This is a genomic window from Roseibium sp. (assembly GCF_050301095.1).
In the GTDB taxonomy this organism is placed as follows: domain Bacteria; phylum Pseudomonadota; class Alphaproteobacteria; order Rhizobiales; family Stappiaceae; genus Roseibium.
Genome location: NZ_JBNKYW010000295.1, coordinates 1 through 16,550, shown reverse-complemented (window position 1 = coordinate 16,550; position 16,550 = coordinate 1). Strand labels below are relative to the sequence as shown.

At 61.9% G+C, this 16,550-nt stretch carries 14 protein-coding genes; 9 read left to right on the top strand and 5 right to left on the bottom strand.

From position 1 onward, the window contains the following. Positions 1-291: 291 nt before the first annotated feature. Together ACQY7U_RS25685 and ACQY7U_RS25680 are read left to right on the top strand one after the other, a co-directional pair. Positions 292-1,437, top strand: a complete 1,146-nt coding sequence (locus ACQY7U_RS25685) for an amidohydrolase/deacetylase family metallohydrolase (RefSeq protein ID WP_428651292.1) — start codon at positions 292-294, stop codon at positions 1,435-1,437. Positions 1,438-1,608: 171 nt separating this feature from the next. Then, on the top strand, positions 1,609-2,391 hold the full coding sequence (locus tag ACQY7U_RS25680) for an SDR family NAD(P)-dependent oxidoreductase (protein WP_428651289.1): 783 nt from the start codon (positions 1,609-1,611) through the stop codon (positions 2,389-2,391). Positions 2,392-2,448: 57 nt separating this feature from the next. Here the strand turns inward: ACQY7U_RS25680 and ACQY7U_RS25675 are convergent, their stop codons facing one another. Together ACQY7U_RS25675 and ACQY7U_RS25670 are read right to left on the bottom strand one after the other, a co-directional pair. After that, positions 2,449-4,086 (bottom strand): GMC family oxidoreductase, encoded by a 1,638-nt coding sequence (locus tag ACQY7U_RS25675; protein ID WP_428651286.1) that lies wholly within the window; start codon positions 4,084-4,086, stop codon positions 2,449-2,451. Between the two features lie 2 nt (positions 4,087-4,088). Next, complete coding sequence (locus tag ACQY7U_RS25670) at positions 4,089-5,534, bottom strand: aldehyde dehydrogenase family protein (protein ID WP_428651284.1); 1,446 nt, start codon at positions 5,532-5,534, stop codon at positions 4,089-4,091. A gap of 241 nt (positions 5,535-5,775) precedes the next feature. Here ACQY7U_RS25670 and ACQY7U_RS25665 point away from each other — a divergent pair, with 241 nt between their 5' ends. The 4 genes from ACQY7U_RS25665 to ACQY7U_RS25650 all read left to right on the top strand — a co-directional run bounded on the left by ACQY7U_RS25665 (position 5,776) and on the right by ACQY7U_RS25650 (position 10,407). Further along, complete coding sequence (locus ACQY7U_RS25665; protein WP_428651282.1) at positions 5,776-7,311, top strand: M81 family metallopeptidase; 1,536 nt, start codon at positions 5,776-5,778, stop codon at positions 7,309-7,311. Between the two features lie 137 nt (positions 7,312-7,448). Then, on the top strand, positions 7,449-8,474 hold the full coding sequence (locus ACQY7U_RS25660; RefSeq protein ID WP_428651280.1) for a DctP family TRAP transporter solute-binding subunit: 1,026 nt from the start codon (positions 7,449-7,451) through the stop codon (positions 8,472-8,474). A 158-nt stretch (positions 8,475-8,632) separates the two neighbouring features. Further along, positions 8,633-9,139, top strand: coding sequence for a TRAP transporter small permease (locus ACQY7U_RS25655; protein WP_428651277.1), 507 nt, complete (start codon positions 8,633-8,635; stop codon positions 9,137-9,139). Beyond that, positions 9,136-10,407 carry a TRAP transporter large permease gene (locus ACQY7U_RS25650; RefSeq protein ID WP_428651275.1) on the top strand — a complete coding sequence of 424 codons (1,272 nt, stop codon included), beginning with the start codon at positions 9,136-9,138 and terminating at the stop codon, positions 10,405-10,407. The genes ACQY7U_RS25655 and ACQY7U_RS25650 overlap by 4 nt, the downstream gene beginning before the upstream one ends. Positions 10,408-10,418: 11 nt before the next feature. Here ACQY7U_RS25650 and ACQY7U_RS25645 read toward each other — a convergent pair whose 3' ends face one another. From ACQY7U_RS25645 to ACQY7U_RS25635, 3 genes are read right to left on the bottom strand one after another with little or no spacing between them, the layout of a single operon-like run. Next, on the bottom strand, positions 10,419-11,390 hold the full coding sequence (locus ACQY7U_RS25645; RefSeq protein WP_428651272.1) for an ornithine cyclodeaminase family protein: 972 nt from the start codon (positions 11,388-11,390) through the stop codon (positions 10,419-10,421). 3 nt (positions 11,391-11,393) lie between these two features. Then, positions 11,394-12,209 carry an SDR family NAD(P)-dependent oxidoreductase gene (locus ACQY7U_RS25640; RefSeq protein WP_428651269.1) on the bottom strand — a complete coding sequence of 272 codons (816 nt, stop codon included), beginning with the start codon at positions 12,207-12,209 and terminating at the stop codon, positions 11,394-11,396. Between the two features lie 18 nt (positions 12,210-12,227). After that, a complete protein-coding gene (locus tag ACQY7U_RS25635) occupies positions 12,228-13,379 on the bottom strand; it encodes a hypothetical protein (protein WP_428651266.1) in 1,152 nt (383 codons plus the stop codon). A 252-nt stretch (positions 13,380-13,631) separates the two neighbouring features. On the opposite strand from ACQY7U_RS25635, the gene ACQY7U_RS25630 reads away from it, so the two are divergent. From ACQY7U_RS25630 to ACQY7U_RS25620, 3 genes are all read left to right on the top strand, one after another. Then, complete coding sequence (locus ACQY7U_RS25630; protein WP_428651263.1) at positions 13,632-14,513, top strand: NAD-dependent epimerase/dehydratase family protein; 882 nt, start codon at positions 13,632-13,634, stop codon at positions 14,511-14,513. A 287-nt stretch (positions 14,514-14,800) separates the two neighbouring features. Beyond that, entirely contained in the window at positions 14,801-16,030 is a 1,230-nt protein-coding gene (locus ACQY7U_RS25625) for an ABC transporter substrate-binding protein (protein ID WP_428651260.1), read from the top strand. Positions 16,031-16,107: 77 nt separating this feature from the next. Further along, positions 16,108-16,550: carbohydrate ABC transporter permease (locus ACQY7U_RS25620; RefSeq protein ID WP_428651257.1), on the top strand; the 443-nt coding region annotated here is incomplete at its 3' end.

Genomic DNA, 16,550 nt, shown 5'->3' with positions numbered 1-16,550 from the left:
GAAAGCCCTGCAAGCAACCGGGCACCCCGTTCGGTCAAGCGTATATGACCGGCAGCCGCGCGAGCAACGTCTTCCGTCGTTCCGGCCAGCGATATCATGTCCGATGTCACCTTGTAGAGCCTATTCATCTGGGGCGTTATGAGGATTTCGTATCGGAATATCACATCAAAGCATTTGCCCTTGGCTGAGCGAGGACCTTGGCTGACTTCAGATGCACCACGGCCCGGCAGATGCTTGCCGGCTCAGGGCCCCCGCGGGAGAGCCAGGGTCCACCAACACGGGAACAAAAGAATGTATGACCTCTTGCTGAAAGGTGGCCGAGTGATAGACCCGTCCCAGGGCATCGACGGCAGCTACGATATTGCCTTCGCGGGAGGCAAGGTCGCGGCGATGGAGGCGGGACTGGATCCATCGTCCGCCCGCGACGTTCGCGATGTCACCGGCCTGATCGTCAGCCCGGGCCTGATAGACCTGCACACCCATGTCTATTGGGGCGGGACATCTCTCGGCGTCGATGCCGATACGATTGCCCGGCGAAGCGGCACCACCACCTTTGTCGACGCCGGCAGCGCGGGAGCAGGAAACCTTGCGGGCTTTCGCAAGCATGTGATCGAGCCCTGCGACCAGCGCATTCTCGCCTATCTGAACATTTCCTTCCCCGGGATCTTCGCCTTTTCCAAGACCGTCATGGTGGGCGAATGTGAAGATCTGCGCCTGCTGGACGCCCAGGAATGCTACAACGTGGCCAAGGAAAACCTCGACATCATCGTCGGCATGAAGGCCCGGGTCGGTTTCCGTGCCGGCGGTTCTTCCGGCCTGGCACCGTTGTCCCTCGCGATAGAGGTCGCCGACGAACTGGGCCTACCTGTCATGGCGCACATCGACAACCCGCCGCCTTCGCGAGACGAGGTGCTGAATGTGCTGCGTCCCGGCGATATCCTGACCCACTGCTACAGACCCTTCCCGAACGCACCGATCCATGGAGACGACACCATTCGAAGGGAAATCCTGGAAGCGCGCGAGCGCGGCATCATTTTCGACATCGGCCACGGCTATGGCGGCTTCAGCTTCCGCTCCGGCCGCGCCATGCTGCGCGAAGGCATCAAACCGGACGTGCTGAGCAGCGACGTACACGTGTTGTGCGTGGACGGGCCAGCCTATGATGTGCTCGCGGTCATGTCGAAATTCATGGCCCTGGGAATGAGCCTGACGGATGTGATCGAAGCAACGACGGCCAATCCGGCGCGCGCGCTGCGCCGCGACGATATCGGAACGTTGCGGGTGGGGGCCGCCGGAGACGCGACCCTTCTGACCGAAGCGAGCGGCACCTTTGTCCACACTGACGTCAGGGGAGAGGAGATCACATCGAACTCCCGTCTTGAACACCGCGGCATTGTTATCGGCGGGCGCTGGTGGCTGAGCCACGCGGAAGAATGAGGGCAATGCGTTTCCTGCATCGGACCATCAGGACAAGGCATTCCCCAAACGGCGTCCCGTGACCGAGGCTGTGCCCTTGAATCGGGGCCTGGCCACAGGTCCTTAAGGTCTTCAAAAGGATCGTGCGTTCCCATGATCCCGTCCCGCATGAGAAAGAAAGAAACGTCGCACATGGGTATATTCGACAGGCTGTCTCTTGAAGGAAAACGTCTTTTCATTACCGGCGGCAGCCGGGGTCTTGGAAAGGAAATCGCGCTCGCCATCGCCGATGCCGGGGCGGATGTCGTGCTCGTTGCACGTGACAGGACATCGCTCGAAGCGACGGCGCAGGAGATCCGGACGCGCGGCCGGGACGCGCGGACTTATGTCGCCGATGTCGGCAACCCTGCCGCTTGCGAGGCTGTCTGCCAGCAGGCGCTCGAAGAAACCGGTGATTTCGACATTCTCGTCAACAACGTCGGCGGCCGGCGGGCGAATGTTCCGGTGGAGGACATGCCTATTGATCAGTGGAAGGAACTGGTGGACCTGAACCTCACATCCGCCTTCGTCTGCAGCAAGGTGATCGGCGGTGCCATGATCCGGCGCGGGCAGGGCGGAAGGGTCATAAACCTTGCTTCCATCAATGCGCTCGTCGCCGGCCGGGGAATTACAGGCCGTCACTACGAGACGGCGAAAGCGGGCGTGCTGATGCTGACGCGCAGCCTTGCAACGGACTGGGCTCCGCACGGCATTACGGTGAACGCAATCTGTCCCGGCATATTCGCGACCGATCCGAACAAGGCCTGGGCCGAGAAGCATCCGGAAATAATCGAGGCATACGAGCGCAACATCCCCATGGGCAAACTGGGCGAGCCCGAGGATCTGGGACCCCTTGCCGTCTACCTTGCAAGCGATGCCGCACGCTATATGACCGGTTCCGCGCTCGTCATCGATGGCGGGTACACTTGCTGGTGATGCAGCGCCGCTGACCCGCGTGCGCAATCCTGTCCGAACCTTCGAACACGCTCCGGATCAGTCGGCGGGCAGCAGTTCCGCAGCCGGAAGGGCGGGCCGGCCGAGAACGAGATCGGCCGCCTTTTCGCCAATCAGAAGCGCTGCGGCATTCGTGTTGGCCGCAAGCATCTCGGGGATTACCGAGCAGTCGGCCACCCGCAGAGCCTCGATCCCGTGGACCCTGAGCTCAGCGTCGACGACGCTGGCCGGATGATCCGCCGGACCCATCCGGCATGTTCCGATGGGGTGATAGGTGGTGTTTCCCGTCTCCCGCGCATGGGCGAGCAGCGCGACATCATCCTCCACATTTGGCCCCGGCCAGTGTTCTTCCTCGACGAAACGTTCGAAGGCCGGTTGCCTTGCGATCCGGCGGGCGAGACGCATCGCGCTGACGATGGCCCTCCTGTCCTCCTCTTCGCCAAGATAATTCGGACAAAACTCCGGTTTGACGCCGACGTCCGCAGACAGCGCCCGCACATGTCCACGGCTTTTCGGGCGTTGCTGCCAGCACGCCATTGTTGCGCCGGGAAACCGGTCCAGCCCGGACCAGATACCTGAGGGATAGCTCGCCGGCGTAAACGACACCTGGATGTCGCCGAAGGGCTGCCAGGGTTGCGATTTCCAGAAGCAGTAAACCAGCGTCGGGGATAGCGTCAGCGCTCCGCGCCGGACCGCCGCATAACGCAACAACTCCGCGACAAGGGGCAAGCCCCTCGTGCGCTCGTTGATGGTGCGCGCACCTCGTATTTTCAGGACGATCCGCGCGGCGTAGTGATCGCTGAGGTTCTCGCCGACGCCGGCGAGCGCATGAACGGCGTGAACTCCGATCTTCGAGAGGAGATCCGGAGACCCGACACCTGAGACCTGAAGAAGTTGCGGGGTAGCAATCGTGCCGGCACAGAGGATGACTTCCTTGCGCGCACGGACCTCATGCTCGACCCCATGGCGGACGAAGACGGCCCCGACTGCCCGGCGTCCTTCGAACAGCAAGCGCGTCACCAGCGCGTCGGTCAAGACTTCGGTATTGCCGCGCCGCATGGCCGGATAGAGAAACGCGCGTGCCGGACTGACACGGCGCCCACGGTGGATCGAACGCTGGACGTAGGAAATTCCGTCCTGTTTTTCGCCGTTGTAGTCGGGGTTGCGCGGGATACCGAGCGTTTCCGCCGCATCCATGAAGGCCTCGGCCAGCGGGTCCGGCTCGTCCATCGCGGTAATGGTGAATGGTCCTTTCCGGCCGCGATAGAGATCGCTTCCGATCCCTAAGCAGGTCTCGCTTCTGCGGAAATAGGGCAGGACCTCGGCATAGCTCCAGCCCGGATTTCCCTTGGCGGCCCAATTGTCGAAGTCGCTCCGGTGCCCGCGGGTATAAATGTGACCGTTGATGGACCCCGAACCGCCGAGCGTTTTCCCGCGAGACTGGATCAACTCCCGCCCCGCCGTTCCCCAGTGCGGCAAGGTCGGATACATCCAGTTGATCTTCGGGTTGCCGAGGGCATGGACGACCGCTGCCGGAACATGGATCGACGGGTGCCGGTCGCGCGGGCCCGCCTCCAGGACACAAATCGTTCCGGGGTTCTGCTCGGAAAGCCGGCCCGCCACGACCGATCCTGCGGTTCCCGCTCCGATGACAAGATAGTCGACGATGCGCGGCACGGTCAGAGACGAATGCCGACGTTCTTGGTCTGGACGTATCCCAACAGGGCTTCCTGGCCCTTCTCGCGCCCGTAGCCCGAACGTTTCATCCCGCCGAAGGGCGTCTCGACGCCGCCGGCCCACCATTCGTTGACGTAAACCTGTCCGGCGATGAGACGATCCGCGGTCCAGTGCGCCAGCCTGAGATCCCGTGTGTAGACCCCGGCGGCCAGCCCGTAGTCGGTACCGTTGGCGATGGCAATCGCTTCTTCCGGCGTGTCGAACGGCAAGACCACGAGAACGGGGCCGAAGAATTCTTCCCGGGCGATCCGCATGCCGGGCCGCACTCCGGTGAAGATCGTCGGGCTCATGAAGTGGCCCGCCAGTCCGGGAACGCGGCTTCCGCCCATCAGAAGCGTGGCGCCTTCGGCGACACCCGCGAGGCACAGGTCCTCGACCTTTTCCAGTTGCCGGGCGGAGATGAGCGGGCCCATGTCGCAGCCGTCGACCCCCGGACCGACGGTACGTTTGGTGGCGAGAGCGGCAATCCGCTCCATCAGTTCGTCATGGATCGAGCGGTGAACGATCAGCCGGGAGCCGGCAGAGCAGATCTGGCCGGAGTGATGGAAAATGCCACGCACGGCACTCGCCGCCGTCCGGTCGAGATCGGCGTCGGAATAGACGATGCCGCCGGATTTGCCGCCAAGCTCCATGACGCAGGGAATGACACGTTCGGCTGCGGAACGAAGGACGCTTTTTCCGGTTTCGACCGATCCGGTGAAAACGATGTGGTCGATGTCCCGGTGGGCCGCCAGCGCCGCGCCGGCATCATGGCCGTAGCCGCAGATGATGTTCACGGCACCGCTCGGCACTCCGGCCCGCTCGCAGGCCTCGGCGAACAGAAACAGGCTGAGCGGTGAATCCTCGGGCGATTTCAGGACAACGGTGTTGCCCGTCACGAGGGCGCAGGCCACCGACCGCGCGCCGACAGGCAGTGGTCCGTTCCAGGGCACGATCTGGGCCGAAACGCCGTAGGGCACATGCATCGTATAATCGAGAAGCCCGTCGCCCAACGGAATCTGGCGGCCCTCTAGCTTGTCGGCCATGCCGCCGTAGTACCTCAGATACCGCTGGGTCAGTGCCACTTCGGCCCGGCCTGCTGCCAGGGTCTTGCCGTTGTCGAAGCACTCGAGAGTGGCGATTTCGTCGGCGAGGTGTTCGAGCTGATCCGCCACTTCCAGCATCAGATCGCCGCGAAGGTTCGGGCGCATGTCCTGAAGGGTCCGGCTTTCAAAACGCTTGCGTGCCGCCGCAACGGCCCTGTCCACATCCGCGGGCATCGCCCTGGCAACTTCGCTCACCGGCTCACCGGTCGCCGGATCGGTCACCGTGATGCGGCTGCCGTCGGCGCCGTCCACCCAGGTCCCATCAATGAAGTTCTGCCAGTAGGGGCGGATTTCCCGTGTCATAGCTGCCTCGCCTTGATGCCTCCGGGATGTCTCTGCTCCGGAGAGTTTCCATCGGGGTATCAGGCGCGCGCGTCACGTGACGAATGTTTTTTACCAATCGGCCCATGCCGCATTTGCATGTCTTCGGGGCCGTGATTTGCAGCCGATGCTTCCTGTGCATCGCACTAGTAGGACCTTGCATTAGCCGGGCGTGCCTCGTCGGGGCTAACTGGAGAGAACGGAGTGCACAGGAATATAAGACATGCAAGACCCATCCCAGCTGCGAATTGCGATCCTGGGCCTGATGCTGGAAAGCAACCGGTTCGCCCCCGTGACCACGGAGGAGGATTTCCTCAACCGGGTCTTTCTGGCTGGTGACGAAATCATCGAAGACCTGCACAGCAACGACCCGGAAATTCCGACCGAAATCCGCGGCTTCGCTTCGCAGATGGACATAAGGGGCGGGTGGACGCCGGTTCCGATCCTGGTGGGACTCGTCGAAGCCGGTGGGCCGATGGACCATGCGTTCTTCGAAACCACCATCAAGGAAATGCGGGACCGTCTGGAGGCCGCGGGACCGCTGGACGGGGTCTACATCTCGAACCATGGCGCGATGATCACCACGGAATCGAATGACCCCGATGGTGAAATTTTCGCGATGGTCCGCTCCATCGTCGGCCCTGACGTGCCGGTCGTCGCCACGCTCGACCTTCATGGAAACGTTTCGGAAAAGATGGTCCGCTCGGTTGATGCGATCGTATCCTACCAGACCAACCCGCATGTCGACATGCTGGCGCGCGGCAAGGACGCCGCTGAGATCCTTCAGGAACTGCTTCGCGGAATGAAGCCGGATGTCGCTTTCATCCGTCTTCCAGTAACGCCGCCGACCGTCACGCTTCTGACGGACCGCGGCCCCTATGCCGACATCATTAATTATGGACAGAGTTTCCTCGACGACGACATCTTCAATGTCTCGATCCTGGGCGGGTTCGCCTATTCCGATACCGCAAAGAACGGATTGGCAATCATCGTGACGGCCCGAAGGGCCAACGGCAGAGCTCAGGGCGTTGCCCGGGAAATCGCGGCGATGGCCTGGGAGCAGCACAAACGCTTCGTGCCGGTGCTGACACCGCTTGAAGACGCGGTAGACCGCGTGCTGGAAGTGGCCCGCGATCCAGGTCTTCCCGCTGTTGCCCTTGCCGATGTTGCAGACAATCCCGGCGGTGGCGGCAACGGCAACACCATGTGGATCCTGGAAGCGCTGCATACCGCCAGGGCGACGGGGGTCATCGTCGGCGTGATCAACGATCCGGCCCTGGCCGAAGAAGCGGCAGACCTCGGAGAGGGCGCGCGTTTCAAGGCGGTCTTCAACCGGGTCGAGCCGGATTCTTTCTCAAGACGGTTCGAAGCCGACGCGCGCGTGCTCTGCATTCGCGACGGCGATTGCGTCGGCCGCAGGGGCTTCTACGCCGGCCGCCGCATGAACCTCGGAAGGTCGGTCCTGCTGGACCTGGAGGGTTTACAGGTCGTCGTGATCTCGATCCGGACCCAATGCGCCGATCCGATCTTCTTCGAAATGATGGGCGTGGACATCGGCGCGGCTCGTGCCGCTGTCGTCAAGTCCCGTGGCCATTTCCGGGCCGGTTTCGACGAGTTCTTCGGTCCCGACCAGGTCATCGAAGTGGATGTGCCCGGCCTGACTTCTCCGATCCTCAACCGGTTCGATTTCAAGAATTTCCCACGGCCGATCTTTCCTCTGGATGCAGAGGTGAATTGGCATGTGCCGGAAACCCTGTGACGCGTGCAAAGACACGCGCACGTGGCCCCAAAAGGGTGGGGTTCACCGATTTCACCGCCATGGACGATGACCGGTGGGCCCACCCTCAACAAACCAAAATCACTGATCCAGAGTGAGCACCAGAGAAGGGAAAAACCATGAAACGGATGTTGAAAGGCGCGATATCAGCTCTCGCGTTCGCGGCCACGCTGGCCGCCGGAAGCGCGGTTGCCGCCGAGAAAATCAAGTTTGGCATGAACGCTCCGCAGGGGGATAACCCGGAGTGGAACGCCCTCGTCGCGTTCAAGAACCATGTCGAATACAAGACCGAAGGTGAAATCACCGTCGACCTGTTTCCGAGTGCCCAGCTCGGGGCCGAGCGCGCCTGCGCGGAACAGGTCCAGCAAGGCACCGTGGAGGTCTGCCTCGTCGACACGGGCGCGCTAGCCGGCTTCTACAAGAATATCCAGGTTCTATCGATCCCCTACCTGTTCAAGTCGTCGGCGCATGCCTGGTCGGTCTTCGACAGCCCGTTCTTTGGCGACCTTGCCGAGAACATGCGCAAGGATACCGGGATCCGCGTGATGTCATGGGGCGAAAACGGCTTCCGCGACTTCACCAACAACGTTCGTCCAATCCGGACTCCGGAGGACCTCAAGGGTCTCAAGATGCGGGTCATGGAAAGCCCGGTCTTCATTCGCTTTGTAGAATCCTTCGGTGCGGCGGCAACGCCGATGCCGGGGTCCGAAATCATCATGGCCGCGAAGCAGGGTGTCATCGACGGGCAGGAAAACCCGGCGCAGGTCAACTACGACTACAACCTGATGGACGTGCAGAAATACATGTCCACCGACGAGCATATCCTCGGAGTGCATGCCTACATCATCAGCGATGCCTTCTTTGAAGGTCTGACCGACGACCAGAAAGCCATCGTTCTGGAAGCCGCCACGCTGGCGGCCCGGATCGAGAATACCCAGAAGCTTGCGGGTGCGAAGAAGTACATCGACCTCATCCGCGAGAAGGGCGTCGAAGTGCACATGACGACGATGGCCGAGAAGGAAGGCTTTGCCGCCGTTTCGCAGGAACCCGTTCTGGAATACCTGCGTGAACAGGTCGGCGCCGAGCTGGTTCAGGGACTTCTCGATACCGCAAAAGAGCACGAAGCGTCTCTTTACGGCCTCTGATCGGCACAGGCGGGTCACCCATCCCCGTAATTGGCGTATGTGCTGCCCCTTGGCACAACAGCCGCCAATCCTGCGCCAACGGCCGCCCCGAACACGGTTCGGGGCGGCCCTCCCAAATCAAATGACCGCCGGACGGTCGGCATCGGCAGGATGAAACCTTGAAACCAAAACTGTTCCGCTTCGGCCTGGGCCTGATGCATGGCGTGGAGGTTGTCTCCGCCTTGCTGCTGCTGGCCGTGATCGCAATGAACCTGGCACAGGTATTCTTCCGCTATGTCCTCGTTGATCCGCTGTCCTGGACCGAGGAAACGATGCGCTACGCCACGACGTGGATGGTCATGCTGGCAGGCAGCGCCGCACTTCTGCGCAACGAACACATGGCTATCGACCTGCTCGGCGAGCGTGCGCCCGCCAAGCTCAAACGGTTTCGGCGGCTGCTCGTCCTGGGTTGTATAGCGGCCTTCTGCTTTCTGTTGATGTGGGAAGGAATTCCCGCCGCAATCAAGAACTTCCGGCAAGTCTCTCCATCAGTGCGCATCCCCATGACCTTTCCCTATCTCGCCATTCCGGTGGGAGCGGCACTGATGTTCATCAAGTCGATCATCCTGATGCTCTTGCCTGAGAACCTGACCGACGAAATCGAGACCAGGGATCCCCTCGCATGATCGTCATGTCCATCGCCTTCGTTCTGCTGCTGCTTGCCGGCGTTCCCATCGTTTTTGCCCTCGGCATATCCGGTGCGTTCGGCCTGTGGGCGCTCGACCTCAACCTTGTGACCGTGCCGACCCGGCTTTTCACCGGCATGGACAACTTCGTTCTGCTGGCCGCGCCGTTCTACATACTTGCAGGCGAGATCATGAACCGGGGCGGAATCACGACGCGCCTCATCCGGCTGGCCGGTCTGCTGACACGCGGCGTGCCCGGAGCAACGGCCTATGCCAACGTCTCCTCCTCGGTGCTGTTTGCCGGAATCTCGGGGGCCGCCGTGGCCGACACCGCGGCCCTCGGGCAGATCTTCATCAAGGGCATGCCGGAAGAGGGCTACAGCAAGCATTACGCGGCCGCCGTCACCATCGCCTCTTCGATCATCGGGCCAATCATTCCACCTTCGGTCATCATGATCATCTACGCGGCAGTGACACGCCAATCCGTGATCGATCTCTTCGTCGCCGGTATCGTGCCGGGCCTCTTGATGGCCGGCTCGATGTGGACCGTGATCCGGTTTCAGGCCCGCGGCGGACGGCTCCCGAAGTCGGAATCGCGGATCGAGCCTGGTGAACTCGGAACCCTGGTCCGCGACGGATTGCTGGTGCTGGGGCTGCCGGTCCTGATTGTGCTGGGAACGCTTCTGGGCGTCTTCACCGCAACCGAAGCCGGCGGGGTCGCAGTTCTTTATGCGCTTCTGATTTCCGTCTTCGTATTCAGAAGCATCGATCTGGCTAGTTTCTGGGACGCCCTGAAGCGCAGTGCCCGGATCACGGCCTCGATCTACCTCATCATCGCCGCGGCGACGGTCATGTCCTATGTGCTGACGGTCGGCGGCATCGCAAGCTGGGTCAATGCCTTCGCCCAGGTCTTCCAGGGCGACCCGACCCTGTTCCTGCTGGCGCTGATGGCGATCCTGCTCGTCGTGGGCACCTTCCTGGAACCGGGGGCGGCGATCGTGCTGCTGGTTCCCATGCTCATGCCGGTAACCTCCGGGATGGCAATCGATCCGCTTCAGCTTGCGATGATCGTCATCCTGACGCTGACACTCGGATTGATCACGCCGCCGGTCGGCGTCTGCCTCTTCGTCGCCTGCCGGATCGCGGACAGCCCGGTTACTCCGATCGTGCGGGCTGTCCTGCCGTTTCTCATTGCGGAGATCGGTGTGGTCGTCCTGTTGATCCTGTTCCCGGGCCTGTCGTCGTTTCTTCCCGAGCTGCTGCGCTAGAAAGAAGCACCTCAGTAGTCAACGGTCTGCCCGAGGCCTCGCTCCCGGGCACGCTGCACCGCAAGGTGGGCTACCACCAGATCCTGAAGCGCCACTCCGGTGCCGTCAAAGAGCGTGATCTCCTGATCGGACCGGCGGCCTTCGCCGGATCCATCGATGACCGATCCGATCGATGCGCGCAGGTCCGCCTCGGCGATCATCCCCTCGGCAAAAGCATGCTGGCATTCGCCGATGGTGAGCGCCTGGGCCGCTTCGTCATAAAACAGAGCCGACGAGGCCACCAGGGCCGGATCGAGTTCCTGTTTGCCCTTCGTATCCGCGCCCATGGCGCTGATATGGGTTCCGGGCCTGATCCAATCCTTCTCAAGAAGGGGGGATTGCGACGGCGTAACCGTGATCAGAATGTCCGCCGACGCCGCGACGGCACGCCGCTCGGTCTCCGCCACGAACTCCAGGCCAAGGCTTTCGACAACCGCACGGAACCGCTCCAGGTTGTCGGCCGACGGATCCCAGGCATGGACCCGGCGAAGCTCGCGCACCGCCGCTGTTGCCAGAAGCTGATAGGCGGACTGGCCACCCGTACCGAGGATCCCGAGCACAGACGCATCCCGCCGGGATAGCCATTTGGTTGCGATTGCACTGGAGGCGCCGGTCCGCACGCCGGTCAGATAGTTCGCGCTCACCAGCGCAGAGGCGCGGCCGGTTTCCGGATCGAACAGCAGCGTTGAAGACTGGTGGTTGGTCAGGCCCTTGGGGAGGTTGTTCGGCCAGTACCCACCGGCTTTGAGCCCCAGGAAGGGAACGGAAGTGTCCCCGCCCGCTTTCACGCCGTAGACCGCGTCCGCATAGCCGACGAGCTCGCGCACCACCGGGTAGTTGCGTGCGTCGCCGCGCGCCATGGCCGCAAAGCAGGTTTCAACCGCGGCAATGGCATCTTCCACGCTCACCAGTTCCTGGGCCAGGTTTTCCGAAATCACCAGCATGGATCAGGCCTCCGCAGTTTCTTTGTCGGACTCGAAAACGAATTCGCCGATCATCACGTTCATGCCGGAAAGCAGACCACCATCGACGGGCAGGGCGACACCGGTGATGTAGTCGGCATCCTGCGACCCGAGAAACGCGACCGCCTTTGCGATGTCCTCAGGCTCGCCGACCCGGCCGAGCGGATACCACCGGCCCAGTTTCTGAAAGATCCCGGGATCTTTCTGCTGGCGGATCTTCCAGCTTGCGTTATCGGTGCGGACCGAGCCCGGCAGGATGGCGTTGCAGCGTATGTTGTGCTTGCCGTATTCGCTGGCAACCGACTGCGTCAGGTTGATGATGCCCGCCTTGGCGGCGCTGTAACTCGGGTTGCCGAAATACCGGACACCGTTGACAGACGCGATGTTCACGATCGCACCCGCACGCCTTTCCGTCATCCGCGGCAGAACGGACCGCAAGCAGTGGTATGTGCCATGCAGGTTGATCTCCACTTCCCGGTGCCAGGCGTCGAGCGCCATTCCCTCAAGATCGCCCGCATCGGTGTAAGCAGCATTGTTTACCAGGAGCCCGACCGGCCCCATCTCCTGTTCGATCTGCGAAACAACTGCGTCGAGCGACGGGAAATCCGTGATGTCGGCCCGATAGGCCCGTGCGTCGTGCCCCGCGTCCCGCAAAAGTCCGGCGGTCTCTTCGACGCCGGCACCGTCGATGTCCAGAACCGCGACCGCAGCGCCTTCCGCAGCCAGCCTCGCAGCGATAGCGCGTCCTATTCCATGTGCAGCACCGGTGACGATTGCAGTGGTGTCGCTGTATCTTGCCATTGTCTTTTTTTACCTGTTTCAGTCGTGGACACCGTTGGCGGCGGCAATCCAGTCCAGGGACTGAAGCCGCATGTGCCCGTAGTTGTAAAAGGAGATGGATTCCGCCTCGTGGCGATGCGCCGCGCCAACGCACACCCGCAGGTCCCGGACGTTCCGCAGGTGGGGCCAGCTCGGCCGCAGAATGAAACCGATCTGAGCCGATGACCCCGCGGCCTGCCGGACTTTCGCCATGTCGGCGGCAATATCGTCGGGTCCGACCTGGTAGGCAGGCACTTCGAGCCGGTCCGCGGCCCTGGCCAGGCTGGCGAGATCGCTGCCTTCGCGCCAGCACAGATCATTCGGCGACTGTACTGTCGGAATAACGGCCAGCGACGCGGAAGCGTCGAGGGATTGGCGGATACGGCGAACGAGGCTCGTCACCACTTCGGCGCGCCAGTCGATGAAAGCGGCCCAGTCCGGATCGTCCTGCAGCTCGCCGGCAAGCGTTTCCCCGGTTTCAAAGAACCGGTCGAGGGCCGTCCTGGCAGACCGGGCAAGCCCCGCAACATCAATCCCGCTTTCCCTGGCGCGGCCGCAACAGGCGTTGCAGAAGCAGAGCCCGAGCAGCGACTCGGCGGTTGGCGAGAGCTCGACCAGCTCGAATTCGTGATGATGGCCGTGACGATAGGCCTGGAACCCGGGCGTTTCGAGCGCGATTTCCGACACGCCGCGCTCCTTGCCGATGTCGACACACAGTGAAACGAGAAAGTCCCGCACTTCCGGATGAGACGGGCAGAGCGCGTTGAAGAGCGGGTCGCCATAAGCCGTCCGGCAAACGAGATCGTCGTGCAGCAGTCCGAGACGGGTGTTGTGAAGCCCGACCGTCCAGCTTGTAAGCTTGAGGTCCGGCGCCTTTTGAGCAAGGGAGCCGATGGCGTCGAAAGTGTCGACAAGCGGCGCGGCCTGTGGTTTCAGACGGCCGTACATTCCATCGCGCGGGCGGAAATAGACCGTCCCGTCGTGTGGAAAATAGACTTTCCCCGAGGGCGCGTGCGGCCTGAGGAACTTGCCCGCATGATAGGCCGTGGCCAGAAAGACGGTATCGATCGCGGCTGCACGCAACCGGTCCGTGACGGTCTCCACGCCCTCCTCATGCAGATCCCATGGATAAAGGTACATCCCGCGGGACATCGGGCGGTCTCTCCGTCTGCCGGGTTGTTTTCATGACCGCGCATGGTGCTACGGTACGGGCCATTGTCTTGTCTGCGGACACTGTCGCCGCTTCCTCTGAAGCTTGGCCAATGCCAAACGGTTATGACGGCATTCGTATTCTGTATTCGCACGCGTATGTGAGCGAGTGTAGCTTGAATTCAACGGCTCCCGGCAACGCGGCCCAAAAAGGCCCCGGACCGGGTGCGAGCGTTCGGAATACAAGGGCCAGACATGAAGAATATCGTTGTTACCGGAGGGAGCGGGAAGGCTGGCAGGGCGGTCTGCCGCTATCTCGTCGAAAACGGATACGAGGTGCTGAACCTCGACATGCAGCCTTCGTCCGATCCGATCTGCCCCTTTTATCGCGTCGACCTGAACGATCGCGGGCAGGTAATGGACGCTCTCCAGTGGACCGGCGGGAAAGACCATCCCTTCCGCAAGTTCAGCACCCCGGACGCGGTCGTGCATCTTGCGGCCGTGCCCGCACCCGACCTCATGCCCGAGGACGCGACCTTCCGCAACAACATGATGTCGACCTATAACGTGTTCGATGCCGCCCTAAGGGTCGGCGTCAGGCGCATCGTCTGGGCCTCGAGCGAAACCACGCTCGGCCTGCCGTTCAGTCCCGACAATCCTCCCGCGTACGCCCCCATCGACGAAGATCACCCGATGCGTCCGGAAAGCGCCTATTCGCTGTCGAAGGACCTCGGCGAAGAGATGGCGCGGCAGATGCAGCGATGGAACCCGGACAGCACTTTCATCGGCCTTCGCCTGTCGAACGTGATGGAGCCCGCGGACTACGACCGCTTCGCGACGTGGCAGGACACCCCGCACTTCCGTGAATGGAACCTGTGGGGTTATATCGACGCGCGGGATTGCGCGCAGGCCGTCGAAAAGGCCCTTCATGCCGATCTCGTCGGGGCCGACCATTTCATCATCGCCAACTCGGATACCGTCATGGAAACGCGAAGCGCGGACCTGATGCGTGAAGTGTTTCCAGGAGTGCCGATCCGCGGTTCGCTTGAAGGCCGGCAGACTTTGCTGTCGATCGAAAAGGCACGCCGGGTTCTGGGCTACGAGCCACAGCATGACTGGAAGCCCGAGAAAGATTAGTCACTGATCTTTCTGGTTAACTTGACGCGGCACGCCAACCAGGCCTGCCGCGTTTTTTTTAATTGCCCTAGATGAGGGCGCGCATTGAAAGCGCACCAAAAACCTGAGCCTGAACAACGGCATGACCGCTATGCCGCGCACTCATACCACCATGCGAATTATTGATTTCTAGGAAACGACATCTATGCGCAACATCATCTCCAGAGGACGTCACCTCGCCGACGCCGAGACTTAGAGATCGCGTCACACCTGACACAAATGACGTAATGCCTATAGGAGTATGCTTGATGAAACGCCCAAGCTTGATGGCAACATCTCTGGCGGCACTCGCGATCGGTGCTTTCGCGCCGGCGGCCTCCGCGGAAACGGTCGTGGACTTCACGGTCGCCGAATACAGCTCGAAGACCGGCCCCTTCTTCCAGGAAGTCGCCGATGCCTTCCAGAAGCAGAATCCGGATATCACGATCAACATCGAGGTCGTGCCCTGGGATACGCTGTTGCAGCGCCTGACGACGGATATCGCCGGTGGCAGCGCCCCGGACATCTCGATCATCGGCACACGCTGGCTGCTCGACTTTGCTTCGCAGGGCATCGCCGAGCCGATCGACGGTTACCTCACTCCCGAATTCAAGGGCACCTTCATCGACACCTTCATGGCCCCGTCGGTGATCGACGGTCAGATCATGGGTCTTCCGGTCGCCGCCTCGGCGCGCGCCATGATGGTGAACATGGACCTTTATGAAAAGGCTGGTGTGGCACCGCCGACGAACTGGGACGAGCTCTATGCGTCTTCCCAGAAGATCGCGGCATTGCCGGATACCTATGCCTTTGGCCTTCAGGGCAAGGAAATCGAGACCGACGCCTATTTCTACTATGCGCTGTGGACCTTCGGCGGCAACATCCTGAATGCCGACGGCTCCAGCGGCATCGACTCCCCGGAGGCGATCGAAGCGGCGACCTTCTACAAGCAGATGATCGACGAGGGCCTGACCCAGCCGTCTCCGACCAACTACAGCCGCGAAGACGTGTTCAACCTGTTCAAACAGGGCAAGGTCGGCACCATCTTCACCTTCCCGATGCTGATCCCGCAGATCAAGGCGGAAGCGCCTGACCTGAACTACAAGATCATGCCGTTCCCGGAAAAACGCGCGAATGCGACCTATGGCGTGACCGACACGCTGATGATGTTCGCCGATTCCGACGTGAAGGACGCGGCCTGGAAGTTCATCGAATTCGCATATGCCGATGAATGGCGCTCCAAGTTCGACCGCGGCGAAGGCTTCCTGCCGGTCACCAAGAACGTGGCCAAGGAAGAGTACTACACCACCGATCCGGACATCTCCGGTTTTGCCGCCGGCCTGCCTTACGCCAAGTTCGCGCCGACCATCGCGAACTGGGAAGAAATCGCCGACACGACGGTGCGTGCGATGCAGCAGATCTACCTGGATCAGGCAACTCCCGAAGAAGCCCTCGGTTCGGCGGCCGCATCGATCAACAAGATCCGCGGCGTGGAATAAAACAATCGGAGAGCGGCCACGGCCGCTCTCCTGTAGTCTTTTGAAAGTGAAATGACCTTCTGCGTTCGGACCCACCCATGAAAGCCTTCCTGCGATCAGCCCCTCTCTACATGATCCTTCCGGGGTTGCTTCTGGCCGTGACGATCATCGGGTATCCGATCCTCGATCTCGCCTGGACATCGACGCAGGAAGTCAGCCGCTTCGGCCAGCTGCGCGGCTTCAACGGAATAGCCAACTTCGCCGAGGTCTTCGCCGACCCGTTGTTCTATTCCTCTCTGTGGCGCACCCTGATCTGGACCGTAGTCGTGGTCGGCGGAACGCTCCTCATCTCGGTTCCGGTCGCCATCATCCTCAACGACGATTTTTACGGCCGCGGCCTTGCCCGGGTAATCATCATGCTGCCGTGGGCGATTTCCCTGACGATGACCGCCGTCGTCTGGCGGTGGGCCCTCAACGGACGCTCCGGCCTGCTCAACGCATCCCTGATGCAGCTCGGCATCATCGACACGCCGATCGAGTG